This is a genomic window from Photobacterium alginatilyticum, from assembly GCF_009910675.1.
GTDB lineage: Bacteria > Pseudomonadota > Gammaproteobacteria > Enterobacterales > Vibrionaceae > Photobacterium > Photobacterium alginatilyticum.
Genome location: NZ_RSEJ01000005.1, coordinates 38,280 through 64,065 on the forward strand (window position 1 = coordinate 38,280; position 25,786 = coordinate 64,065).

A 25,786-nucleotide genomic window follows, 5' to 3' on the forward strand; every position below is an offset into this window, starting at 1 on the left:
ATTATTTGCCTCCCTTGCGTAGGCGAGGGTCAAGTGCGACGATGAGGATGTCAGCCATGAAGTTAAAGAACAGCATAAACAGGGTCATAATGAGCAGCTGACCTTGAAGAACTTGGTAGTCACGCGCGTTGATGGCGTTTAGCAGTACCGTACCCAGACCCGGGTAGTTGAAGATCATTTCGATAATAAGCTGGCCGCCGATTGCCATACCCAGTGCCATCGACAGGGCGGTGACACTTGGCAGCATGGCATTACGTGCTGCGTATTTGAAAACAACGCGGTTTTCACTCAGGCCCTTACCTTTGGCCATGGTGATATAGTCTTCGTTGAGCAGGTTGATCATGTTGTTACGCATGTTGATCAAGAAGCCGCCGATCTGGATGATGGTGGCACAGAACAGCGGCAGCACCGCGTGGTAGAGCACGTCCTTGATGAACTCCCAACTGGTCCAGTCTGGCGAAGTACCTGCGGTATAGGCATAGGTAGACGGGAACCAGCGCAGACCGATTGCGAAGGTGTAGAGCACGATCATCGCGACAACGACGGGTGGAACGGCCTGCACGACCATCATTCCCGGCGAAATGAAGGCGTCATATTTGCTGCCGCGCTTCCAGGCTGCAAAAATACCCAGTGTCGAGCCAAGGCAGAAAGCGAGAACAACAGCGGTACCTGCCAAAAAGAGTGACCAGCCTACGGCTCCGGCCATGACATCGTTTACTGTCTGCGGGTAGGTCTGGATAGAGATACCCAGGTCCCAGGTCAAGATGCCTTTGAGGTAGACAAAATACTGTTCGTAGATCGGGCCGTCGACAAAGCCCAGTAGCTGTTTCATGGCAGCGATGCGCTCAGGGGTTACCTGTACCGCTGCATTGGCGAACATCATAGTAACCGGGTCGCCGGGCATGGCGCGTGGTAAAACGAAGTTCAGCGTTATCGCAAATAAAAGCGCTATCAAATAAAAAGACAGCCGTCGTATAAAGAATCCCATAACTCACACCTTAATCATCCAGCCTGTATTGACCGCGCTGGATTCAGGACAGAAATCCCCCTGACGCAAGGCGCCATAACTTTCAAATAGAGAGGGGGGAAGAGGCGGTGTGCAATGTACACACCGCAAGTTAGTACCTAAAATTATGCTTTAGGTTTTAGATCAAGTACTTGTAGCAGACGCTCTTGTGTATTGGTGATAGGCATCGGACGGCCCTTCGGATTCTTCTCGTTCCACCAGCCAGTAAAGCGCGCGGTGTTGTACTGAGAAGTGTATGCACCAGACATAACAGGGACTGTTACTTGGTTCTCGGCAATGATCTTCTGGATCTTATGAGCGATGTTCATCTGCTCGTTGCGATCAGCCGTTTTGTAGAAGCCTTCTAGTAGCGTGTCTAGCTCTTTGTTGCTCCAGTAGTGAAGCGCAAAGCGAGGCATTCCCTGGTTCGCCTGGAAGCGTGAGTGGTAACCGCTGTCCCAGTAGGTGTAAGGGTCTGCACCGTGGAAGTAGTTGGTGTAGGCAACGTCATACTTCGCATCCAGCATTGCCTGGTTGTAGACAGAGAAGTCAGGTGTGCTTGCTTTCGCCTTGATGCCGACTTCTTCAAGCATTTCAACGGCTAGCTGAACGGTGTTGTTGAAGTCAGTCCAGCCACTTGGAGACTGAATCGATAGCTCAAGCTTTTTGCCTGATGGTGTTTCTACGAAGCCATCTTTATCAAGATCCTTGAAGCCTGCTTTTTTCAGCAATGCTTTTGAGTTCTCGATGTTGTACGTCATAAATGGCTTGTACTTGTTGTAGACAGTGTTATCAGACCAAGAGGCAAATGCCTGGCCCAGACCTGAAGCATAGTCATTCACCACACCGCCGCCGTAGAAGGCGATATCGATGATGGTTTCACGGTCGATAGCCATAGAGAAGGCACGGCGGAAGTCGATGTTGTTGATTGCTTCGTTGTTACCGGCATTTGGCGACTTGTAGTTGAACATGAATGCCTGGCTGCCGCCCGCAGGGTACCAGTACTTGTTATGAGGGCTGGCTGCTGCGTATGTGCTGTCAACATCAGGGATGAACGAGTATGTCCAGTCGAACTGGCCGCTTAGGACCTGACCCAGGAACTGGTCGTTGCCCGCTACCTGAGGTAGGCGTAGACAGTCAACATCCAGGTTGCTGTTATCCCAGTATTGTGGGTTACGGCACTGGGTGTAAAGCTGCGGAGTGAACTTCTCGACTTCGGTAAATGGACCGGTACCGACAGGGTTTTCGTTGGTGAAGCGTGTCGGATTTTCAACCTTGCTCCAGATGTGCTTGGCAACGACGGACACTTCATTGATCAGGTACGGTACGTTTGAGTTCGCTTCAGTCAGGTTGAAGGTTACTTTGTCGCCCGATGCCTCAATAGACTTCAGACGCTGGTTGATACCGGTACGGTCAAGCTCAGGGTACTGCTTGAGCATGTTGAACGTAAAGGCAACATCTTCTGCGGTAAAGGCTTTACCGTCAGACCATTTGACACCGTCACGGATCTCGAAAGTCACTTTCATCAGGTCATCAGACATGTAGTAGTCTGTTGCCAGACGCATAACTGGCTTATTGCCCTGAAGTTCGTTGAACACGACGAGAGGCTCGTAGATAAAGTCTTGGACCGTATCCAACTGAGTCTGCAGGAACGGGTTAAAGTTACGAACAAAAGTAGGGTAGAACTTAGGTACCATGGTTAGTTCAGTGCGATCGGCTGCAGAGGCTACCGGCGCTGTCAGCATTGTGGAAGCTGCAGCAACGACTGCGAGTGCTAACTTGGTTTTCTTAATATTGGCAAGCATAGCTGTTCCTTACTCTATTGCTTATTGTTTCACTTGTGGAAAATGAATGCCCCGAAGGGTCTCTTTCGAGCCCACTCCGACAGAGTGAATGACACACTCATATCGAATGGCCTTGTAGACTCTAAGTGCCTTAAGGAAACCCTTGATTGACATGATCGTCAATCTGCCCGCCCGTCAAAAACGTCAAAACCAAGGGGGTTACTGTAAAAAACGTTAATTCTCCATTGTTGAGCTAGTCAATAGATCCGAGGCGGTGTGCGGTAACTCACGATTCATACGCCGTGTTTCATTGCGTTGGTTAGTGACCACTTCTCTCTAGGCGCTTAAGGTTAAAGGTTTTAGAGCGTTCAATATTCCTTTGTGATGTAACGCACAGTAAGTGTTAGGGTTAATTCCCTGCGGAAAATTTCATGGCCTGATTTGTTGTGATTGGCTTCTCATAAACTAAAAGATATTTCTATCTGAAGGGTAATAGGCCTTTTAACGGGCGAATTAGCGCTAATTTTGAGCGATTTTTTCGTGCCTTAATGGCTATATTTCGATGGGAATAATGGATACTTTACGGCTGGAAATAAGCCTCGCAATAGCTCTCTGAGGGCATCATCGTATGGGCGGAATACGCTCAGCGCAGAGCCTCTGTGAGCCCGTTAGAGGGGGTGTGGTTGTGCTGTCTGTCAGATTAAAAGCGGGATGGTGGCGGGTATGTGAATGCAATAGCGGGGGATTGAGAAAAGCCCGCATCTGCGGGCTTGTTGATGGTGGATTACGCCAACGCTAAACAGTCTACTGGCCGATCAAGTGCTGGAGCTTGTCCTTCATCATTTCGATGTGTTGCCGCTCGGAACTCGGCGTGCTGCAGCGCTCAAGCACAAAGTCGATGGTATTGAGTACCGTGCGCCAGCGCGGGGTCTTGGGCAGGGTTTCAAGGTGGAGGTACTTATCCAGCGTGCGGGTTTGCAGTGTGCTGCGGTCGAGGTAGACGCGCCACAGGCCGCTTTCTTCCGCCAGCTCGAACTTGGTTTTGTTGGCCGATTCTTCCCAGAAACTCAAGGTGGCTTTCATGACCTCGACCAGTAGCTCCCGTACCGAATCGGTCTTGTTTTTGCCGTTGTCATCCAGCTTGTCGGCCAGTCGGGTAAATTCACCGCCCAGCTCACGCAGTTGCTGCAGGCATCCCTTGTCGCCATCAAAGGCAAAGCCAGAAAGCACCTCCATCGCATTTTCCAGCACCTCGACCCGTTGCTGGGTGGCCGGGCCATTATTGTCGAACACGAACATGCGCTGGAGACCGGACTCCTCTGGAAGATTTATCACGTCGGTATCCAGTGAGACGAGCTCATCGCTGATACGGTAGAGCAGACTGCCGTTATAGTGATGGCTGGTGCTGATATCCTCAGGCAGGTGAGTGGCGAGGATATCAGCAATATTGTGCCGTTCCAGTTGTTCGGGTGCACGCTGAAATAACTTGCCAGCAGCACTGTTGGCATAGCGTATGCGTCCTCCGCCCTGGACGCAGAGAATGGCTTCGCTGGTGGACTCCAGCAGGCCAAGCAACCGGGTCTGGGCTTCTAAAAGGCCTGCCTCGACCTGTTCCCGGCGTTCAATTTCCTGCTTCAGCGCCTGATTCTTCTGGTGCTGTACTTCTGTTTGCCCGGCTCTGATGTGGGCGCCGATCCGTGCTGTCAGCTCCTCCTTGTTAAAAGGCTTGGTCAGGTAGTCATTGGCACCACTCTCGAATCCTTTGACGCGATCCTGTACCTGTCCAAGAGCCGATAGCATGATGATAGGCAGTTCGAGACGGGAATACTGCTGCCGAAGGTGTTGGCAAACCTCATACCCGGACATTTCGGGCATCATGATGTCGAGAAGAATAAGGGCCGGTTTGTGGTTTTCCAGTAGTTTCAATGCACTCGGGCCGTTTTCTGCGGTAATTACCCGGTAGCCTTCAAGGCGCAGGAAGTTATTGAGGACCTGCAGGTTAACAGGTTCGTCATCGACTATTAGCAGCAACTCGCCGTCCGGGTTTTCCGGGATGTCTTCCGTCTCGCAGAAGGTGGTATCCAACGAGGGAACCTGGAAATGGGAGCTGCGGCTGGCCAGCTGGCTATCGGCAATATCTTCTTCCGATGCCAGGTTCAGGGTAAAGCTGAAGGTTGCCCCGACCATAGGCTGACTGCTGACATACAGTCGGCCTCCCATCAGTTCGATAAGCTGGCGGCTGATTGACAGCCCTAGCCCGGACCCCTGCCGGTAGCGGGCGGCATTGGTGTTGGCCTGGATCAACGGTTCGAAAATATGTTCCAGTTGCTCGGGCGGGATCCCCTGGCCGGTATCGACCACCTGGACACGGATTTGGCTTTCGAGGATGGTTGCCGACAGAATGATCTTGCCTTCCGAGGTATATTTGATGGCATTGCCGACGAGGTTATACAGCACCTGCTCCAGGCGCTGCTCGTCGCCAAGCACCAGCGGAAGATCATCAGGTATTTGGTTGATGATCCGAACCGGCTTGCTGCCGAGCAGGTGGCCGGATAGTTCCAGCACCAGGCGGACGGCCGATGCCAGATCAACCGCCTGCTTGTTCATGTCCAGATCGCCATAGCGCATCTTGTGGTAGTCGAGCAGATCATCGACCAGATTGGTGAGGCGCTGGCCGCTGTTAATCATCATCTCCAGCTGCCGGCGCTGGGTATGCTGGACCGGGCCGCTGGCACCGGCCAAGAGAGATTCGGCAATGCCGACCATACCGTGGAGCGGTGTACGCAGCTCATGCGACGTGGTGGCCAGGAATTCATCTTTCAGCTTGTCGGCAGTTTGCAGATCGTCATTTTGCTGCTGGATGACCTGCAGGTTTTGCTCCAGCTCGGCATTTTGCTTGCGGATCAGGGAGATTTTCTCACGGATCGAGCGCTGCATTCTGGCAAAGCTGGTTGCAAGGCGGCCAATTTCGTCACTGCGTTCGGTGCTGGTGATCTCTTGCTCCATATCACCGGCCGAGACCCGCTCGGCCGCCCAGGTGAGGCGCAGCAAGGGAGCGGTGATGGAGTTGGAGAGCCAGTGGGAGGCGATAATTACCAGAATGATGGCGGTGATCATCGCGACCGAGAAGATTTTCTCCAGCTGGCGGATCCGGGCAAAGGCCTCTTCTTCAGGGAGCTCGACCACCAGCGCCCAGGGGTTGCCCAGCACATTGATTTGGGCAAAGGCGCTCAATACCGGGATCTGGTTAAAGTTGAGGAAGCTGCCGACTCCGGTCTGGCCGCTGAGGGCTTTTTCAATGCTCGGGCTCGAGAGATCCTGCGGTAGCGTGTCGCCGTTTGGCAGTCGCGACAGGTGATCACTGCCGACCAGCAGCGTCTGCACACGGTTGGAGCTATTGCTGGTATCAGCAATAAAGTCGCTGATCGACTGGTTGCCGAGCTTGAAGAACACATAGCTGTGCAGGTAGCCCTGCTGAATGATAGGGGCGGCAAACCAGGCGGCGTTTTCTGTGCCCGAAGAGGCGGCGGTGAAATCGGTAAAGGCGACAGGAACCTGCTCCGGCTCGCTTTGCTGTTGCTTGGTCTTGTTCTTTATTGCGGCAAAGGTCTGCTGCAGGGCCTCGAAAGGACTGTCATCGGCCAGCAGGTTGGCACTGAACTTATCGGGGCTATGGGCGGAATAGACGACGTTCCCCTTGATATCGACCAGCAAGATATCACTGAAATCTGATCGCTTGAGGTATTCGTCATACGCCCAGTTATAGCGCTTATACATCAGGCGGTAGCGTTCATGGCCGACATAGTTGCCGCTATAGGCACTGTTATGGGGCTTGGCAATAAGGGTTTCGGTAAAGTAACGGCTGGTGTCTCCGCCCTTGGTCAGCGCCGAGATATCCCCCAGTTGATGATAGGCACCGACCAGTCCGTAGAAACGTCCGCCACTGGCGTTGGCCAGTTCTGAGCGGGCAAAGCTCTGTACCTCTGACTCCCTGGCGGCAAAGTAGCTGTTAAGCTGTTTTTGTTTGTTCTCCAGCAGCGATGCCAGATGGTTGGTGCTTTGCGCGGTGAGATCATTGGTATGAGAGTTCAGAAAGAACAGGGCCGAGAGTGTCAGCGGGGTAATGCTGAGCACGAGAAAAGCCAGCATGAGCGTATGCTGGAGGCGCTTGAAACGGGTAGTATTCTGCATTCCTGTGCCTGAAATTAACCTATTGGATGTGGGTGGTAAAATTCAACGTATGATTAATCGCAACTCAGTTTGACTGAAATATAGGGGTGATTTTGACGTTTTTAGCGTGGGGGGCTCCGGGCCGGACCTGTGGCTAAAAAAGGCAATTACACCAAGGTTTCCAGTTTTACTGAGTTTTTTTACCCGATCAAGTAAGTGAGCAGGGAAGCGTGTGCCGAAACACATTATTGACAATCTTAACGAGGCCATGGGGTGAAATTGGCACTAAATTAGAAGAATTGCCGTTAATTCTCGTGAACGGAAGGATGGGGCTGAGTATATACTCAGCCCGGAAAGGTTATTTTTTCGCGGCGTAAATATTGAATTTATTAGTACTGGCAACGGTGTCGCAGTTACCCAGACTGGCTTCTATCAATGGCGGATAGCGCAGGAAGCTGTTGGCTACGATGATCAGCTGGCCTTCAGGGCGCAGGTAGCCCGGAGCCTGGGCAATAAAGTCCTCAGTGGCGGCATAGAAGGTTTTCAGGCCGGCATGGAAAGGCGGGTTGCTGATCAGGTAATCATACGGGCCTTCCAGTGCAGCATAGACATCGGTCGCGACAAACGTGGCGTCGAGATTGTTGATCCGGAACGTCTCGCGGGCCGATTCAACCGCCAGGGCGCTGATGTCAGAAAGCTCCAGGTCAATATCCGGGTTGTTGGTTTTCATGACGGCGCCGATAACGCCGGCACCGCAACCAAAGTCCAGTACCTTGCCATTGAGTGCCGGCAGGGTATCCAGCAGCAGCTCCGAGCCCTTGTCAAACTCGCCGTGGCTAAATACGCCCGGCAGGGAGCGGATCGTCAGTTCTGTGCCGGCCACCTTGATTGGGTAGCTACGGAACCAGCTGCCGAGTTCGAATGCCGGCGCGGCATTGTCACAGCGTCCCCAGTAGAAGCTGCAGCGGCGGGCAGAGTCGTATTTGGTCAGCGGGCCGTAAGATTTGAAGAGCTTCTCGGCACTGCGGACACCGCTGCGGTTTTCACCGACGACACAGATTTCGGTCTGGGGACCGAATTTCGCCAGCAGCATGGCCAGCAGGTATTCGGCTTCAGCCTTGGCCTTTGGCCAATAAAGCAGGATCATGTCGATATCGGCATCATCAACCAGTTCGGCACCAAAGTAGGACTGGATCTGGCTATATCGACTCATGCTGCGGTAATAGCCGTAATTGGTGGTAAATACTGCCACTGACTGGGCCACCTGCGTCAGTTCAAGCGGAAATGAGTCAGAGAGCTCACCGACGACAAGGACCTTGCGATTTTCAAAAAACTCAAGCTGGCGGGCAACAACCTGGCTTGCAGCAGTATAGGACATAACGGCCTCAGTTTAGCTTTACATGGAGTTAAGGGCGCGAATTGTTCCATAAATCACTGGCTATGAAAAGACGAACAAAGCCGCGAAGAGGCGGCTTTGTTGCGACAGGCTGGAAATCAGGGGCTAGCTTTGATCCTGATTGTCCAAAAAGTCTTTGAATTCGACTTCATAGAGCTTGAACAGCACCAGGGTGACGGCAAAGATAATCGGGCCGTAAATCAGGCCGATTAAGCCGAACAGATGCAGGCCGCCGAGGATGGAGAAAAAGATCAGCAGGGTGTTCATGCTGGAGTTGCCCTGCATCAACAGCGGGCGAAGGAAGTTGTCGATGGAGCCGACCACGACAATACCCCAGCCAGCCAGAAACATAGCCCATTCCCACTGGTCGATCAGCAAGAGGTAGATAGCGGCCGGCAGCCAAATCAGGGCCGTACCGAATACCGGAATGAATGAGGCAAAGGCCATCATCGATCCCCAGAACAGGCCGGGAAAACCTGCCAGCCACATTGCAAAACCGCCTGCGAAACCCTGGGCCAGCGCCGTGAGGAATGATCCCAGTACCGCCGACTTGGCTACCTGCTCGACTTCTGTCAGTACGGCATCTTCCTGGCTGCGGGATAGCGGCAGGACATGGCGAATGGCCGATACCATCTTCTTGTGGTCCCGAAGCAGGAAAAACAGCACAAACAGCATCAGCATAAAGCTAATCACAAAGTTGGTGGCATCCCCGAGAAGCCTGGCGCTGATATTGAGCAGCTGGGCACCAAACTTGGAGGCCGCCGCGGCTATCTTCTGAACAACGGCCTGGGCATCAAGCGGCTCGAAAGGCGAGTACTGCTCGATAAGCGACAGGGCTTTTACGGTGATTGGGTGAGACAGCACTTCCTTGGCACCACCGGTGGTTAGCCAGACATAGCTGTCCTTGGAAAAGGTCGAGCCCTGATGGACAATCGAGGTGAAGACAACCAGTACCGGGATCACGATGATAAAGGTGAGCAGGGTACATGAAATCATCGATGCCGCATTGGGTTGGCGTGGAATTTTCGCCTCTACCCTGGCATGCAGCGGGTAATAGAGCAGAGAAATGATAAAGGCCATCACAATCGGCCCCAGATACGGTTCTATCAGACGGTAGCTCGCATAGGCGGCGAGCGCCAGTGCGGCGATCAGCATCCAGTGGCGTGATTCGGCTTTAAAGGGTTTGGGCACTGTGATTATCCTTTCTGTTTGTTAACACTGCATCGAGCGTGGCTTATAATTGCATCTGCTTGGTTTATAAATCAAATATTTTAACTATTGAGAGGCTCGGAGCGATGGGGTGTTGTGACTGCGGCTGCGAAACGAAAAAAAAGCGTCGGATTCCGCTGGCGGTATGGGTACTTGTGATACTGGCAGTCCTTGCGGCCATTTTCTGGCAGTAAAGGGGGCATGCTGCTACGAAAAACGCCACTCGATGAGTGGCGTTTCAATAGGGATTGCTGTTGACGGCTTAGGCGTTGGCTTCAGCGGCCAGGGTTGCAAAGGCAAAGTCAGCAGCGTCCAGGGTCGCTTCGATTTCTTTCTCGCCGTGAGCCAGTGATGTAAAGCAGGCTTCATAGGCAGAGGGTGCCAGGTAAACCCCTTTTTCCAGCATCAGGTTGAAGAAGCGCTTGAAGCGCTCGATGTCGCACTTGGTGACATCATCAAAGCAGCTAACACAGGACTGCTCGGTAAAGAAGAAACCGAACATCGCACCAACCTGGTTGGTCTGCAGGGCGATACCGTGCTTGTCAGCAAGTGCCTTGAAGCCGTCAGCCAGACGCTGGGTGGTATTGGCCAGACGCTTTTCGTTACCTTCTTTAGTCAGAACGCTCAGGCAGGCATGGCCGGCAGCCATCGCAACCGGGTTGCCCGACAGGGTGCCCGCCTGATATACCGGGCCGGTTGGCGCGATATATTGCATCACATCACGGCGGCCGCCGAATGCGCCGACTGGCATACCGCCACCGATCACTTTACCCAGCGTGGTCAGATCCGGCTTGATATTGTAATACCCCTGCGCGCCGCCTTCCGATACACGGAAGCCTGTCATCACCTCGTCAAGGATCAGCAGGGCACCGAACTCGTCACAGATCTCGCGCAGGCCTTCCAGGAAGCCCGGAACCGGCGGGATGCAGTTCATGTTGCCGGCTACCGGCTCGACGATAATACACGCAACCTGCTCAGGGTGCTCGGCGAATGCCGCGCGGACAGAATCCAGATCGTTATAGGTGCATGTCAGTGTGTGCTTGGCAAAATCTGCCGGTACACCCGGTGAGCTTGGCTGGCCCAGTGTCAGGGCGCCCGAGCCGGCTTTTACCAGCAGACAGTCGGCATGGCCGTGGTAGCAGCCTTCGAACTTGATGATTTTGTCGCGGCTGGTAAAGCCGCGGGCAAGGCGGATGGCGCTCATGGTCGCTTCGGTACCTGAGCTCACCATACGTACCATTTCCATTGACGGTACCAGCTTGGAGACCAGCTCCGCCATAGTCACTTCCATTTCGGTCGGTGCGCCGAAGCTCAGCCCCTGCTGGGCTGCCTTGATCACGGCATCACGAATAGCGACGTGGTTGTGACCCAGAATCATAGGACCCCAAGAGCCAACATAGTCGATATAGGCTTTGCCATCAGCATCAAAAATGTAGGCGCCGTCAGCTCGCTCGATAAACAGCGGGCTGCCGCCGACACCGGCAAATGCACGAACCGGTGAGTTCACACCGCCAGGGATCGTTTCTTGTGCTTTAGCAAATAAATCAGCTGACTTGCTCATGGTTATGTCCTATTTTTCAAATATTACCTGATTTAAAGTGTCGGCATTGTACCTAAAATTCCGGGAACTTGGCGAGAGAATTGAAGGAATGTGCGCCCGGCCTGATCCCGCCGTCGTTTTGGCACGGATGGAAAGCTAGTTTTCAACATTGGCAGTGTAAAAAAAGGGCATTGTCGGCTACTCTTAGCGCAGACGAATTTCGTCCTTCCTGTCTGCCCCTGCCGGGGCAATCTACTCAAAGATACGGCTGACTAATGACTGACAACACCCAAGGCACTCCTGCGCCTGAACGCCTGCAACCAAGCGGGTTGGTTCGGCGTTTTCTTTCTCGTGATAAAACACCGGTATCGGTACTGTTTCTTTCTGCTCTGGTCGGCCTGGCTGCCGGCCTGATTGCTACCTTGTTTGAAATCACGGTTCACTGGGTGTCCGAGCAGCGAACGGAGTGGCTGAGAGACGTGATTAGCAGCTGGCTGCCACTATGGCTGGCGGCATTTCTGATCAGTGCGGTACTGGCTTCGATCGGCTATTACCTGGTCCATCGCTTTGCCCCGGAGGCGGCGGGATCCGGGATCCCCGAAATCGAGGGGGCGATGGATGACGTTCGCCCGGTTCGCTGGTGGCGGGTACTGCCGGTGAAGTTTATCGGAGGCCTGGGCGCGCTGGGCTCCGGGATGGTGCTTGGCCGGGAAGGTCCTTCGGTACAGATGGGCGGTAACATCGGCCGGATGGTTTCGGATACTTTCCGCCTCAAGGATAAGGAAGGGCGCCATGCCCTGCTGGCCTCCGGTGCCGCGGGCGGACTGGCGGCGGCGTTCAATGCGCCGCTGGCCGGGATCATGTTTGTGGTCGAGGAGATGCGGCCGCAGTTTCGCTATAGCCTAATCTCTATCAAGTGTGTATTGATATCGGCCATTGTCGCCAATATTGTCTTTCGCAGTATTCAGGGACAACATGCGGTGATCACCATGCCGCAGTATGATGCGCCGGTACTGAAGTCTCTGTGGCTGTTTTTGTTGCTCGGGATGTTCTTCGGGGTGTTCGGCGTTGTGTTTAACCGCCTGGTGACTCTGTCTCAGGACCTGTTTGACCGTATTCACCGAAATGAGCGCAGGCGCTATATCCTGACCGGGACCATACTGGGTGGGTGTTTTGGCCTATTGCTGCTGTATTTGCCGGAGCTGACCGGGGGAGGAATAGCCCTGATCCCGAGCGCGACCAATGGTGAATACAGTGTCAGCCTGCTGCTGATCCTGTTTCTGGCCCGTGTCGCGACAACCTTGTTGTGCTTTGGCTCCGGTGCGCCGGGAGGCATTTTCGCCCCGATGCTGGCCCTTGGCACCTTGTTCGGGACTTTCTTTGGCTCGGTGGCACAGCTGGCTTTTCCCGATCTCGGACTCGAGCCGGGTATGTTTGCCATTGCAGGGATGGGGGCATTGTTTGCGGCGACCGTAAGGGCGCCAATTACCGGGATTTTGCTGGTGATTGAGATGACCAACAACTACCACCTAATTTTGCCGCTGATTATTACTACGCTGGGAGCGACCATGCTGGCCCAGGTGCTGGGTGGGCAACCTATTTACTCTCTGCTCTTGCGCCGTAAGATGGAAAAGGAAAAAAATGCCCAAAGAGCACAGTCTGAAGTGGTCAATACTTGAACGAGATAGTCAGGTATTAGATAATCAGGTTAATTACCGTATGTGTTTGAGAGGTTTTTAATGAGCGATGCCAATTTACCGCTGAATTTTTCTGATGTTGCAGCGAATAAAGTGAAAGCGCTAATCGCCGAGGAAGAAAACCCGGAGCTGAAGCTGCGCGTTTACATCACCGGCGGTGGTTGTAGCGGTTTCCAGTATGGTTTTACCTTTGATGAAAAAGTGAATGATGGCGATACCACGATTGAAAACAGTGGTGTGACGCTGGTGGTAGACCCTATGAGCCTGCAGTACCTGCTCGGCGGTACGGTTGACTACACCGAAGGCCTAGAAGGGTCCCGCTTCTTTGTGAACAACCCGAATGCAACGACAACCTGTGGTTGTGGTGCATCATTCAGCGTTTAATCGCCCGAAAGCAGCAATAGCTTTCACGCTGCTCTACTGATGCAGTGAGAGCAACTCAGATAACAAAAAAGCCGTCACATCAGTGACGGCTTTTTTGTTGATGGGCATTTGGGCTAAAACGGCGCGGTTAACCCCGGTTGATAAGCAGCGGGCTGTTATCGGCGATAAACTGGCTGTACTGCGACAGCTGGTTCAGGCGCTCGCTGGCATATTTCTTGAACTGTGTCTTCTCGGTTCCTTTGAGTGAGTTGGCCTGGGGCAGTTTCACCGTTCGTGGGTTCTTATGTACGCCATTGACCAGGAATTCATAGTGGAGGTGAGGGCCTGTTACCCGGCCTGTTCCTCCCAGCGTGCCGACGGTCTGCCCCTGTTTCACACGCTGGCCGGTTTTCACCTTGCGTCTGGTCATATGCAGGTATTTGGTCACGTAGGTCGAGCTATGGCGGATGAACACATAGTTGCCGTTGAACTTGTTATAGCCAGACTTCATGACTACACCGTCGCCGGCGGCCCAGATAGGTGTACCGACAGGGGCGACATAGTCAGTTCCACGGTGCGCCTTGACTCTGCCGGTCACCGGGTGAAGGCGGCGAGGGTTGAAGTTGGAGCTGACGTAGCGGAAGTTAATCGGCGAGCGCAGGAATGCCTTACGCATTGCCCGGCCTTCCTTGTCATAATACTGACCGCTTTTGCTGCGTACCGCGGTGAAGGTTTCCCCCAGGTTGGTAAAGGTTGCAGCCACAATGTTACCGCGTCCGATAGGCTCGCCTTCGACAAAGCGTTCCTCGAACAGCACTGAGAAGCTGTCTCCCTGGCGGATATCCAGGGCAAAGTCGATATCCCAGCCGAAGATCCCGGCGATTTCCATGATCTGGTTGGCTGTCAGCCCGGCTTTGTCGGCGGCATTCCAGAAGCTGGACGTAATAATCGCCTGGGCAAAGTTAAGCTGGGTATCAACAGACTTGCTCTCTTCGCTGGAGTGGTAGCTATCGCCGGTGCGGGTGATCACCAGGGTGTCGGTGGCACTTTGGGGCTGGATAAGCTGGACCAGCTCATTGTTCTCGTCGAAGCCAAACTTCAGCAGATCACCCGGTCGCAGACGGGTCAGGCTCTTGGTGCCTTCATCGGCATTGACCAGTCGGTAGAGTGTGCCTGGTGACAGCCCGACTTTGTCAAATATAACGGCCAGGCTCTCACCTGACTTTACGGTATGTTCTTTCCAGTTCAGCTCCGGTACGGCTGGTTTTTCGTCTTTTGCCAACGGCCGCAGTTGATGGGCCTCGAGGTTGATATCAAGCGGGTAGACTTTACCGACTTCAAACTTGCGCTCCGGATGGCCGCTGTTCTCTGAGCCCGGCAGTAGGATCAGCAGTACCACAATGGCACTGAGCAGTGTGATCAGTATTTGGTGCATCCTTGGCAGCCGGAGAAGTTTCGATACTAGCATTGATAGGTTTTTTTTGCGCAATAAGGGAAAAATAAGACAACGCTTAGTCTAACTGGTTTCAAAAAACATCGCTATTCAAGTAAGATGGTCGACTATGACTTTTTTGCCAATTCTGTGGGAGCGAACAAGAATGGCCAGCATTGAACAAGCTTTAGCGGAAATTAAGCGTGGTGTCGACGAGCTGATACCAGAAGAAGAGCTAATTGCTAAGTTAAAAGAAAACCGTCCTTTGCGAATTAAGCTAGGTGCCGATCCAACAGCGCCGGATATTCACCTGGGCCATACCGTCATTCTTAACAAGTTACGTACTTTCCAGGAATTGGGACACGAAGTAACGTTTTTGATTGGTGACTTTACCGGTATGGTGGGTGATCCGACGGGTAAAAATACCACCCGTCCACCGTTGACGCGTGAAGACGTTCTGGCGAACGCAGAAACGTATAAAGAGCAGGTTTTCAAGATCCTTGACCCGGCCAAGACCAAGATTGAGTTCAACTCTTCGTGGTTATCCGAGTTGGGTGCCGAAGGCATGATCCGCCTGGCGGCCAACCAGACCGTGGCGCGTATGCTGGAACGTGATGATTTCAAAAAGCGTTACAACGAAGGCCGTCCAATTGCTATCCATGAATTCATGTACCCGCTGCTGCAGGGCTACGACTCGGTAGCGATGGAGACAGATGTCGAACTGGGTGGTACTGATCAGAAGTTCAACCTGCTGATGGGCCGCGAGCTGCAGAAGGCTAACGGCCAGAAGCCGCAGGTTGTCCTGACCCTGCCGCTGCTTGTTGGCCTGGACGGCGTGAAGAAGATGTCCAAGTCTGCTCACAACTACATCGGCATCGCAGATGTACCAAGCGAAATGTTCGGTAAAATTATGTCGATCTCTGATGATCTGATGTGGAACTACTACGAGCTGCTGTCTTTCCGTCCGCTTGAAGAGATCGAGCAATTCAAGAAAGATATGGCGAACGGTAAAAATCCTCGTGATATCAAGATTCTGCTGGCTAAGGAAATCATTGCGCGCTTCCATTCTGAAGCCGATGCCGATGCTGCCGAGCAGGAGTTTATCAATCGCTTCCAGAAAGGTGCGATGCCTGATGAAATGCCGGAATTTGAATTCGATGCCGGTATTGCCATCGGTAACCTGCTGAAAGAGGCTGGTCTGGTAAACTCAACGTCAGATGCTATGCGTATGATCCGCCAGGGTGCTGCGAAGATTGACGGTGACAAGATTGAAGATACCAAACTGGTACCTGCTGCCGGTACGGCGGTCTACCAGGTTGGTAAGCGTAAGTTTGCACGTGTTACCCTAAAGTAACCCGGTCATTCTGCATTGATGAAAAGGCGCCTCGAGCGCCTTTTTTTATGCCTGTTTCCTGGGCTATAGCAGTCTTCTGGGGGTAAAAAAGCCGCCTTCCGGCGGCTCCTTATCGTGATGCTATCGGCTGAAACGGAACCAACTGGTCCGCCTGGTTTGCGGTCATTGCCGCGGGACAAAGGTTGGCAATGAAAGGTGCCAGCGGATTGCTGCCAGACGGATTGTCAGGGTGGTGATGACCCCGGCCAGTGTGGCTACCGAGGCGTCGACATGCACCATCAGCGCGGTAGTATGGACTATCCCCCCGAGAATACAGGCAGTGGCGTACACTTCGGTTCGCAGCACCATCGGGATTTCACGCGCGAGAATATCGCGGATCACCCCGCCGCCACAGCCGGTCATTACCCCCATAATCACAGCGACCATCGGAGAGGCGCCAAAGCGCAGGGCTTTCTCGACCCCGATTGCGACGAACACGGCCAGCCCGATGGCATCGGCTACGGGCAGGAAATACCAGGGCATTTGCTTAGGCTTGCGTATCGCCAGCATGGCGATCAGACAGGTAATAAAGATCACCCACAGATAGGTGGTATCGGTGATCCAGAAAACAGGCGTCGCCCCGAGCGCCATATCGCGGATTGTCCCGCCGCCAATTGCGGTGACGCTGGCAAGCACGACGATGCCAAATGGATCCATACGCAGACGGCCCGCCATTAATACACCCGATGCGGCAAACACGGCGGTGCCGAACATATCGAGAACATAGATAAGCATATCTTTACCTGCTAGCTCTGAAGTGAAGTGAAATCGGCTGAGATTGTACGACGATATGTAAGCGGTACAACTTGCTGCAGTGGCTTTGTGAGCTTATTCACAATGAATGTTGAATGCCTGTTACAGGCTGCTGTTTCTTACCTGGTTCAGGCGCTCGCACACTTGCTCTACGGCCTTGATTGTACGGGGTGTTGGTCGGTTAAGCCAATCTGCCTGAAGGGTAAAAACGTGCTGGTTATCGATGGCTGGCAACTTGCCTTGCCACTGTTGCCAGGCGCTGGTTTCCGTTCCTGAATGCCGGGAACCGAATATGACCTCCGGCTGGCGTACCACTACCTGTTCTTCGGAAACCTGCGGGTAGGCTGCTGGGCTATCGGCAAAGATGTTTATGCCGCCGCAAAGAGCAAACACCTGGCTGGGCCAGCTGTTGTCGGCGATGGTAATGATCGGCGAGCTGCTGAGCTGATAAAAGTACTTAACAGGGCGCTGGTCGCTATATTTGCTTTTTAGCGCGGTTAAGGTCTGGCGAAAAGCATCTGCAGCCTGCTTGGCTTGCTTCGGATTGGCCGAATATTGCCCGAGTGTTTCTATGGTATGCGGGATATCTTCCAGTTCCAGCGGGTTCGAGTAGTAAATGGTAAACCCAAGCTGTTCCAGTTTGGTCATTTCGCGAGGCGGATTTCCGCCTTTCCAGGCCAGGATCAAATCGGGCTTTAGTGCCACAATGCGTTCCAGTTTGATACCGCGGTAGTTGGCAACCCGCTCGAGAGACTTGGCGGCCTCCGGGTAATCACTATAGTCACTGGCCGCAACAAGCTGTTGGCCGAGCCCGGCGGCATAAGCCAGTTCGGTTGTATGCGGGGACAGGCTGATCACGCGTTGAGCGGGGGCCGCAAGAGTGATCGACGAGAACAGCAATAGCCAGAGACAAGCCAGACGCACTTAGAGGACTCCTTGGAATATAACGATAAGCACACTTTGTATCGCCACCCAAGCCAGCAGGCGGTTGTTAGCGATTTTGTCTATCTGTGCGAGATGAAAAGCGGCCGGGGCAATTTTCCCGCCCAGCCGCGGGCGCTCCATCTTGCGGTTACCGTAAATAGCGGGGCCGCCGAGAGATAGGGACAGTTTATGCCCGGTTGCAGCCAGCAGCCATCCGGGGCCGGGTAACAGCCAGTTTTCTCCCTGCTGAATGATCCCCTGCAAGGCAGCTTTGCCGTTATGGCCGAGGCAGAATAGCAGAGCGAAGATGCGCAGCGGAATTATGTCCAGGGTCGCGAGAATGCGAACGGCCGGGAGACCGAAGGTGTGGAAGTGCTGACGGCTGGGCGACCAGACTCGGGCCAGGCTGACGGCCAGCCGGTACATCAGGGCACCGATGCCACCGGCAAGGGCGTACCAGAACAAGACGCCGGCGACCAGCCGGCCATAGGCGAGCAATTGGGTCTCGGCGCCGGCTTTGCCGAGGCCAAGCAGAGACAGGTTACGGGTTTCCCGATTTAGCGGGGTTTCCAGCAACTGGCGACAAGTTGTTTTGTCTTCACGGCTGTAGGCACCAATAAACCGCTTGCTTAGCTTGGCTGTCGATCGCCAGTCCAGCGCCAGCCACAACAGGACAAGGTGGAACATACTCTCAATCCATACCAGCTGATACAGTGCCACCAGCAGGATCAGCACGGTCAGCCACATCAGCGACCAGGCCAGGCTGCCTGAGAGTAGCTGCTGCTGGCGGGGCTCGTCGGGTTTGTTGACTTTGTCGGCAATCACAATGGCAAGTTGCTGCCAGATGTGAAGCGGATGGAGCTGGGTCGGAATTGGGAGTAGCCAATGCATGGCTAAAGCTCCCCACAAGACGAGCAGGGAGCTGTTTTCAAGCAGAAACGCCAGGGTCTCTGTCATTACTGGTTAAGAAGCTCAACCATTTTGGCCACCATGATTGATGAGCTTTTCGCGGCCAGCGGCAGGAACTCTTCGAAGCTCATTGGCGACTCTTTGTCGGCCACGTCAGAAATAGCGCGAACCACAACAAATGGTACTTCGAACTGGTGACACGCCTGGGCGATAGCAGCCGCTTCCATTTCAACCGCAACGACGCTTGGGAAGTTGTCACGAATGAAGGTTTGTTTTTCGGCTGAGCAGACAAAGGCATCACCGGTACAAATCAGGCCACGCACGGCATGCATATCACCCATTGCCGTCAGTGCCTGCTCTGCGGTATTCATCAGCTTTTCATCAGAGATGAATGCAGCAGGCTGCTGGGCCATCTGGCCGATTTCGTAACCGAATGCCGTAACATCGGCATCGTGGTAGCGAACCTCGGTCGAGATAACAACATCACCCAGATTCAGGCTTGAGTCGAAACCACCAGCCGAGCCGGTATTTAGCACTACATCAGGCTGGAAGACTTCAAGCAGCACCGCAGTACCCACGGCCGCCGCTACCTTGCCAATACCCGATTGCAACAAGACAACATCTGCACCATTTAGGGTACCGGTATAGAACGTACAGCCTGCTTTGTTGTGAGTTTCGCTGTTGGTCAGTTGCGCTTTCAGGATGGCAACTTCTTGTTCCATCGCACCAATAATGCCGATTTTCATCAATTCGTTCTCTTGTCGGTAAATTGAGGCTCCCAGGCAGGAGCATGTGTGGCAAGAATTGTAACATGAACCAATAAAAAGCGGGAATGGCCTGAGGGGCATTCCCGCGTTGTTGGAGCTGCAGAAGAGACTACACCGTTATACCTCCAGGTAGTCGAGGATCCCTTCGGCCGCCTTGCGTCCCTCATCGATCGCCGTAACGACCAGATCAGAGCCTCGTACGGCATCGCCCCCGGCAAAAATCTTGGCATTGCTGGTCTGGAACTGGAAAGCCCCTTCCGATGGTGCCTTGATACGGCCGCGCTGATCCAGCTCGACATTATACTGCTCCAGCCATGGCATGCTGTGAGGCTGGAAACCGAAGGCCATGATCACGGCATCGGCCTCGATGACATGTTCGCTGCCCTCGACCAGTTCGGGATGGCGGCGACCGGCTTCATCCGGTGATCCCAGCTCGGTTCTGACCATGTTGATCCCCGTAACCTGCCCCTGCTCGTTGATGTTGATGCTCAGCGGTTGCAGGTTGAACATGAACTTGACGCCTTCCTCGCGGGCGTTCTTATACTCGCGCTTGGAGCCTGGCATGTTGGCCGCATCACGGCGATAGGCACAAATGACCTCCGTCGCGCTCTGGCGAACCGAGGTGCGGACACAGTCCATTGCGGTATCCCCGCCGCCGAGTACTACGACCTTTTTTCCTTTCATGTCGGTGAAGTCTTTGTTGCCGTCCAGCCCCATCACCCGGTAGGTGTTGGATACGAGGAATGGCAGGGCATCGTAAACGCCCTCGGCATCTTCGTTTTCCAATCCTGCCCGCATGTTCTTGTAGGTACCGACGCCGAGGAATACGGCATCATAATCACTCAGCAACTGTTCCATCTGGATGTCTTTGCCGACTTCAGTATTGAGCTGAAACTCGACCCCCATCTCGGTAAAGATCTCGCGGCGGTTGATCATTACCTCTTTCTCCAGTTTGAAAGAGGGGATCCCGAACGTTAGCAGGCCGCCAATTTCCGGGTAACGGTCAAACACCACAGGTTTGACCCCGTTTCGGACCAGAATGTCGGCACAGGACAGGCCGGCTGGACCGGCACCGATAATGGCCACTTTCTTGTCTGTCCACTCGACTGCGGACATGTCGGGTTTCCAGCCCATTTTGAACGCCTTGTCGGTAATGTACTTCTCGACATTGCCGATGGTAACGGCACCGAAATCGTCATTGAGGGTACAGGCCCCTTCACACAGGCGGTCCTGTGGGCATACCCGGCCACAGACCTCCGGCAGGGTGTTGGTTTGGTGCGACAGCTCGACCGCTTCGATGATCCGTCCTTCGTTGGCCAGTTTGAGCCACTGCGGGATGTAGTTATGGACCGGGCATTTCCATTCACAATACGGGTTGCCACAACCCAGACAGCGATCTGCCTGGGCGCCGGCCTGCTGCTGGGTGAAAGGCTCATAGATTTCTACGAATTCGATTTTGCGGATATTGAGCGGTTTCTTTGCCGGATCTACCCGCGCAACATCGATAAATTGGTATATGTTCTGGCTCATACGGTTTCCCTCCCTTATTGTGCGTGAACACGCAGTTCAGCGGCAGAACGGCTTTGGTGACCCAAGAGGGTATTCACGTCGGCAGACTTGGGTTTGGCGAGGTAGAACATCGGGATCCAACGGTCAAAATCGGCCAGGATTTCCTGGGCGCGGCTCGAACCGGTTTCTTCCAGGTGACGGTCAATCAAACCGCGCAGGTGCTCCTGATGGATCTTCAGTCCGCCCAGCGGCAGTGCTTCGATAAGCTCCGGATTGACGCGCCCGGCAAAGTCACCGTCTTCATCAAGGATATAGGCAAAACCTCCTGTCATGCCTGCCCCGAAGTTCACTCCAGTCTTGCCGAGAATGGCAACGATGCCTCCTGTCATGTACTCACAGGCGTTATCGCCGGCCCCTTCGACCACGGCGATTGTACCCGAGTTACGTACCGCGAAACGCTCGCCCGCGGTTCCGGCTGCAAAGAGCTTGCCGCCGGTGGCCCCGTACAAACAGGTGTTGCCGACAATGGTTGCCTCGTTCGATTTATAGGCAGAACCAACCGGTGGACGGATACTGATCTTGCCGCCGGTCATCCCTTTGCCGACATAGTCGTTGGCATCACCGGTAAGATGAAGGTTCAGGCCGCCGGCGTTCCATACCCCGAACGATTGACCGGCAGTGCCTGACAGGTGCAGGTTGATGGGCTGGGCCGCCATGCCCTGGTTACCGTAGCGCAGGGCGATCTCTCCGGACAGACGGGCGCCAATGGAGCGGTCGGTGTTGCGAATGTCATGGTACAGGTCGGCCCCGCTGCGGCTTTCTATTGCCGGTAAGGCTTCCTCTAGCAAGGTGTTGCTGAGCTCGGCGGTATCAAACGGGGTGTTTGGCTCGCTGCAATACAGCGTTTTGCCGGCTACCGGCGTCGGTGCATGCAGCAGGCCATCGAGTTCGAGCTTGCTCTGCTTGGAGGTGTAGCCTTCCAGCACCTCGAGCAGATCGGTACGCCCGATAAGGTCGGTGAGCTTTTCGACGCCAAGTTGTGCCAGCAGTTCGCGGACTTCCTGGCCCAGACCGACAAAGTAGTTCATCACCTGCTCGGGCAGCCCCTTGAAGAAATCGCGACGCAGCTTCTCATCCTGGGTGGCGACGCCCGTTGCACAGTTGTTGAGGTGACAGATACGGAGGTATTTACAGCCTAAAGCAACCATAGGCGCGGTGCCGAAGCCGAAACTCTCGGCCCCGAGAATCGCTGCCTTGACGACATCCAGACCGGTTTTCAGACCGCCATCAACCTGAAGGCGAATTTTATGGCGCAGGCCATTGGCCACCAGCGCCTGTTGGGTCTCGGCCAGGCCGAGCTCCCACGGACTACCGGCGTATTTGACCGAGGTCAGCGGACTGGCACCGGTGCCGCCGTCATAGCCGGAGATGGTGATCAGATCGGCATAGGCCTTGGCGACACCGGTGGCGATGGTACCGACACCGGGTTCCGACACCAGTTTCACCGAGACCATGGCCTTCGGGTTGACTTGTTTCAGGTCGAAGATCAGCTGGGCCAGGTCTTCAATCGAATAAATATCATGGTGGGGCGGTGGTGAAATCAGCGTGACCCCCGGTACGGCAAAGCGCAGCTTGGCAATTTCGGTCGTCACTTTATGGCCGGGCAGCTGGCCGCCTTCGCCCGGTTTCGCACCCTGGGCCACTTTGATCTGGATGACATCGGCATTGGCGAGGTAGTGAGGCGTTACCCCGAAGCGGCCGGAAGCCACCTGCTTGATGCGCGAGTTTCGCTCGTTGCCGAAGCGGCGCGGATCTTCCCCGCCTTCGCCGGAGTTGGAGTAGCCGCCCAGTCGGTTCATGGCAATGGCCAGGGCCTCGTGGGCTTCCGGACTCAGGGCACCGATAGACATGGCGGCCGAGTCAAAGCGTTTGTACAGTTCGGTGGCCGCCTCGACACTATCAATATCGATCGGGCTGTCGGTGTCTTTCAGCTTTAATAAGTCACGCAGTGCCGCGACAGGGCGTTCGTTGACCTGTTTGGCAAAGGCCAGATAGTCCTGGTAGTCACCTGTTTTAACCGCTTGTTGCAAGGTGCCGACGACATCCGGGTTATAGGCGTGGAATTCTCCGCCGTGAACGTACTTCAACAAGCCGCCGTTTTCAATGGGTTTACGTTTCAGCCAGGCGCGGCGCGAGAGGTTAAACAAATCCTGCTGGAAATCACTGAAATCTGCCCCGGCAATCCGGCTGGATACACCCTGGAAGCACAGTTCGACCACCTCATCACTGAGCCCGACGGCCTCGAACAGCTTCGAGCAGCGGTAGGAGGCAATGGTCGAGATCCCCATTTTCGACATGATTTTGTACAGGCCTTTGTTCATGCCGTTACGGAAGTTAATCATGACGTCGCGATATGGCTTGTTAATCGCTCCGCTGTCGGTCAGCTTGCCGAGTGACTCATAGGCAAGGTATGGATACACCGCCGTTGCGCCGAAGCCGAGCAGGACGGCGAACTGGTGCGGATCGCGGGCAGTAGCTGTTTCGGCAACGATATTGGCATCACAGCGCAGGTTGGTCGAGACCAGCCGGGTCTGTACTGCGCCAACAGCCATGGCCGCGGGGATAGGGAGCTTGTCTTTGTTGATACCGCGATCGGACAGCACCACCAGAACGGTACCGTTTCGGACCAGCCGCTCGGCCTGATCACAGATATCGACTATGGCCTGCTTAAGATCCTTCTCGTTCGGATCGTAGTTAATATCAATAATGCTGTTGCGGTAGTACTGGTTATCGAGCTCCAGCAGCTGGACCAGATCAGAGTACAGCAGAACCGGCGAGCTGAAGGCTACGCGGTGGGCGTGGCCGTCGGTTTCGCAGAACACGTTCATTTCACGCCCGATACAGGTTGCCAGCGACATCACGTGTTTTTCCCGCAGGGGATCGATCGGCGGGTTGGTGACCTGGGCAAACATCTGGCGGAAGTAGTCGGTGACTGCTCGTTCTTTTGATGACAGTACGGCCATCGGGGCATCATCGCCCATCGAGCCCGTGGCTTCCTGACCGTTTTCGCCTACCACACGCAGTACCTGATCCAGCTCTTCGTTGCTGACACCGAAGAGCTTTTGGTAGGTTTGCAACTCGGCATTATCGAGTGAGCGGTTACCGACCTGCTCCTCGCCAAGTGCCTCAAACGGCACCAGGCGTTTGACATGGCTGTCCATCCAGTTTTTGTAGGGATGGCGACTCATCAGCTCGCTGTCGATATCGGCCGAGTGCCAGATCTTGCTGAACTTGGTATCGATCACCAGCAACTCACCGGGGCCGACCCGGCCTTTTTCGGCCACTTCGTCCGGTGCGTAGTCCCAGATCCCGACTTCGGAGGCCAGAGTGATCAGCTTATCCTTAGTGATCACATAGCGTGCCGGGCGCAGGCCGTTGCGGTCGAGGTTACAGGCGGCATATCGGCCGTCGGACATCACGATACCTGCCGGGCCATCCCAGGGCTCCATGTGCATGGTGTTGAAATCATAGAAGGCACGCAGCTCCGGATCCATGTCCGGGTGGTTCTGCCATGCCGGCGGAACCAGCATGCGCATCGCGCGGAACAAATCCATACCGCCAGACAAAAACAGCTCCAGCATATTATCCAGGCTGGAGGAGTCCGATCCGGTTTCGTTGACAAAAGGGGCCGCGGTCTGCAGATCCGGCAGCAGCGGCGAGGAAAACTTATAGGCCCGGGCCCTGGCCCACTGGCGGTTACCGGCAATGGTATTGATCTCGCCGTTATGGGCGAGATAGCGAAATGGCTGCGCTAACGGCCAGCGGGGCTGGGTGTTGGTCGAGAAGCGCTGGTGGAACAGACAAATTGAAGACTCCAGGCGCAGATCGCCCAGATCCAGGTAGAATTTCGGCAAGTCAGCCGGCATGCACAGCCCTTTATAGACAGTGACCTGGGTCGACAGGCTACAGATATAGAAGTCAGGATCGTCACTGATGCGTTTTTCTATCCGGCGACGGGCAATATACAGTCGGCGATCGACATCGCGGGGTTTCCAGCCCGCCGGTGCATTGACAAAGACCTGTTCTATCTGGGGGAGTGACTCGGAGGCAATCGGGCCCAGGACGTTCGGGTTGACCGGCACTTCTCGCCAGCCAACAATTGACAGGGTTTCTTTCGCCAGCTCTTCATTGATGATAGTGCGGGCCTGCTCGGCCCTGACGGGATCCTGACTGAGGAAGATCATGCCCACGGCATATTCTCTGGCGAGCTTCCAGCCTGCTTCTTCGGCGACAATTCGGTAGTAGCCGTCAGGCTTTTTCATCAGCAGACCACAGCCGTCGCCGGTCTTGCCGTCCGCGGCAATGCCGCCACGGTGGGTCATACGATCCAATGCGGATATAGCTGTACGGACAAGTTTGTGGCTGGTTTCCCCTTCGATATGGGCGATAAGGCCAAAACCACAGTTATCTTTTTCCAGCGTTGGGTCATACAGTGTCATTGCAACTCTCCCTTGCTTCTGCTCATTCGAGCAGGATTACTGCATATTTATGGCAATCTCCCTGATCGCCATTTCTGCTTCCAGCAATATTTGAAGTTAACGATAATTTACAAAAAGGTCAAATTTCCATCACAAAACGGTCTAAACCCAGGAATTACCGCCACTTTTCTGTATAAAACATTGGTATTCTGACTTTTTTGATTGGTATTAAACACTTTATTTACATTTGGCTGGGGCTGAAAAGTACTTGGAACTGTATGAAAAATGAGAACTTTCTTAGAAGTGCTTCAGGGTTGGGCTGTGTTCTGAAAACGGCGGTTATCACAGAATATCGTGATCCCTCAGAGAGGAAGAAGGTGGCAATATGTGGCTAAGTCGAAAGAATAATTATAAAAAAAGCCAGCTCTGGGAGCTGGCTTGTTTGTTAGCATAAAT

General features: G+C 54.3%; 16 protein-coding genes. 3 read left to right on the forward strand and 13 right to left on the reverse strand.

Annotated features, from left to right (window positions below; genetic code table 11):
- Position 1: 1 nt before the first annotated feature.
- The 6 genes from EIZ48_RS06670 to hemL form a co-directional block, all read right to left on the reverse strand.
- On the reverse strand, positions 2–988 hold the full coding sequence (locus EIZ48_RS06670) for an ABC transporter permease (protein ID WP_075762599.1): 987 nt from the start codon (positions 986–988) through the stop codon (positions 2–4).
- A 143-nt stretch (positions 989–1,131) separates the two neighbouring features.
- Positions 1,132–2,811 (reverse strand): ABC transporter substrate-binding protein, encoded by a 1,680-nt coding sequence (locus EIZ48_RS06675; protein WP_160649522.1) that lies wholly within the window; start codon positions 2,809–2,811, stop codon positions 1,132–1,134.
- Positions 2,812–3,594: 783 nt separating this feature from the next.
- Positions 3,595–6,981 (reverse strand): response regulator, encoded by a 3,387-nt coding sequence (locus EIZ48_RS06680; protein ID WP_192928484.1) that lies wholly within the window; start codon positions 6,979–6,981, stop codon positions 3,595–3,597.
- 337 nt (positions 6,982–7,318) lie between these two features.
- Positions 7,319–8,338, reverse strand: a complete 1,020-nt coding sequence (gene rsmC, locus EIZ48_RS06685; protein ID WP_160649524.1) for a 16S rRNA (guanine(1207)-N(2))-methyltransferase RsmC — start codon at positions 8,336–8,338, stop codon at positions 7,319–7,321.
- A gap of 123 nt (positions 8,339–8,461) precedes the next feature.
- Positions 8,462–9,547, reverse strand: coding sequence for an AI-2E family transporter (locus tag EIZ48_RS06690; RefSeq protein ID WP_083651732.1), 1,086 nt, complete (start codon positions 9,545–9,547; stop codon positions 8,462–8,464).
- A gap of 280 nt (positions 9,548–9,827) precedes the next feature.
- A complete protein-coding gene (gene hemL / locus EIZ48_RS06695) occupies positions 9,828–11,126 on the reverse strand; it encodes a glutamate-1-semialdehyde 2,1-aminomutase (protein WP_160649526.1) in 1,299 nt (432 codons plus the stop codon).
- Positions 11,127–11,380: 254 nt separating this feature from the next.
- On the opposite strand from hemL, the gene clcA reads away from it, so the two are divergent.
- Positions 11,381–12,784, forward strand: a complete 1,404-nt coding sequence (clcA, locus tag EIZ48_RS06700; RefSeq protein WP_160649528.1) for a H(+)/Cl(-) exchange transporter ClcA — start codon at positions 11,381–11,383, stop codon at positions 12,782–12,784.
- Positions 12,785–12,844: 60 nt separating this feature from the next.
- Positions 12,845–13,186, forward strand: coding sequence for an iron-sulfur cluster insertion protein ErpA (erpA, locus tag EIZ48_RS06705; RefSeq protein ID WP_075762593.1), 342 nt, complete (start codon positions 12,845–12,847; stop codon positions 13,184–13,186).
- Positions 13,187–13,313: 127 nt separating this feature from the next.
- On the opposite strand, the gene shyC is transcribed toward erpA, so the two are convergent.
- A complete protein-coding gene (gene shyC / locus EIZ48_RS06710) occupies positions 13,314–14,633 on the reverse strand; it encodes a peptidoglycan DD-endopeptidase ShyC (protein WP_160649529.1) in 1,320 nt (439 codons plus the stop codon).
- A 130-nt stretch (positions 14,634–14,763) separates the two neighbouring features.
- Here shyC and tyrS point away from each other — a divergent pair, with 130 nt between their 5' ends.
- Positions 14,764–15,951 (forward strand): tyrosine--tRNA ligase, encoded by a 1,188-nt coding sequence (gene tyrS / locus EIZ48_RS06715; protein WP_160649531.1) that lies wholly within the window; start codon positions 14,764–14,766, stop codon positions 15,949–15,951.
- Between the two features lie 162 nt (positions 15,952–16,113).
- On the opposite strand, the gene EIZ48_RS06720 is transcribed toward tyrS, so the two are convergent.
- From EIZ48_RS06720 to gltB, 6 genes are all read right to left on the reverse strand, one after another.
- The gene (locus EIZ48_RS06720; RefSeq protein ID WP_160649533.1) at positions 16,114–16,725 is read right to left on the reverse strand and encodes a trimeric intracellular cation channel family protein; all 612 of its coding nucleotides are present in this window, start codon (positions 16,723–16,725) and stop codon (positions 16,114–16,116) included.
- A 120-nt stretch (positions 16,726–16,845) separates the two neighbouring features.
- Positions 16,846–17,667 (reverse strand): vitamin B12 ABC transporter substrate-binding protein BtuF, encoded by an 822-nt coding sequence (btuF, locus tag EIZ48_RS06725; RefSeq protein ID WP_160649535.1) that lies wholly within the window; start codon positions 17,665–17,667, stop codon positions 16,846–16,848.
- Entirely contained in the window at positions 17,668–18,624 is a 957-nt protein-coding gene (locus tag EIZ48_RS06730) for a cobalamin biosynthesis family protein (RefSeq protein WP_160649537.1), read from the reverse strand.
- Positions 18,624–19,322 carry a 5'-methylthioadenosine/S-adenosylhomocysteine nucleosidase gene (gene mtnN, locus EIZ48_RS06735; RefSeq protein WP_160649539.1) on the reverse strand — a complete coding sequence of 233 codons (699 nt, stop codon included), beginning with the start codon at positions 19,320–19,322 and terminating at the stop codon, positions 18,624–18,626. The genes EIZ48_RS06730 and mtnN overlap by 1 nt, the downstream gene beginning before the upstream one ends.
- A gap of 138 nt (positions 19,323–19,460) precedes the next feature.
- The gene (locus tag EIZ48_RS06740; RefSeq protein ID WP_160649541.1) at positions 19,461–20,873 is read right to left on the reverse strand and encodes an FAD-dependent oxidoreductase; all 1,413 of its coding nucleotides are present in this window, start codon (positions 20,871–20,873) and stop codon (positions 19,461–19,463) included.
- 14 nt (positions 20,874–20,887) lie between these two features.
- Positions 20,888–25,351, reverse strand: a complete 4,464-nt coding sequence (gltB, locus tag EIZ48_RS06745; RefSeq protein ID WP_160649543.1) for a glutamate synthase large subunit — start codon at positions 25,349–25,351, stop codon at positions 20,888–20,890.
- Positions 25,352–25,786 lie beyond the last annotated feature (435 nt).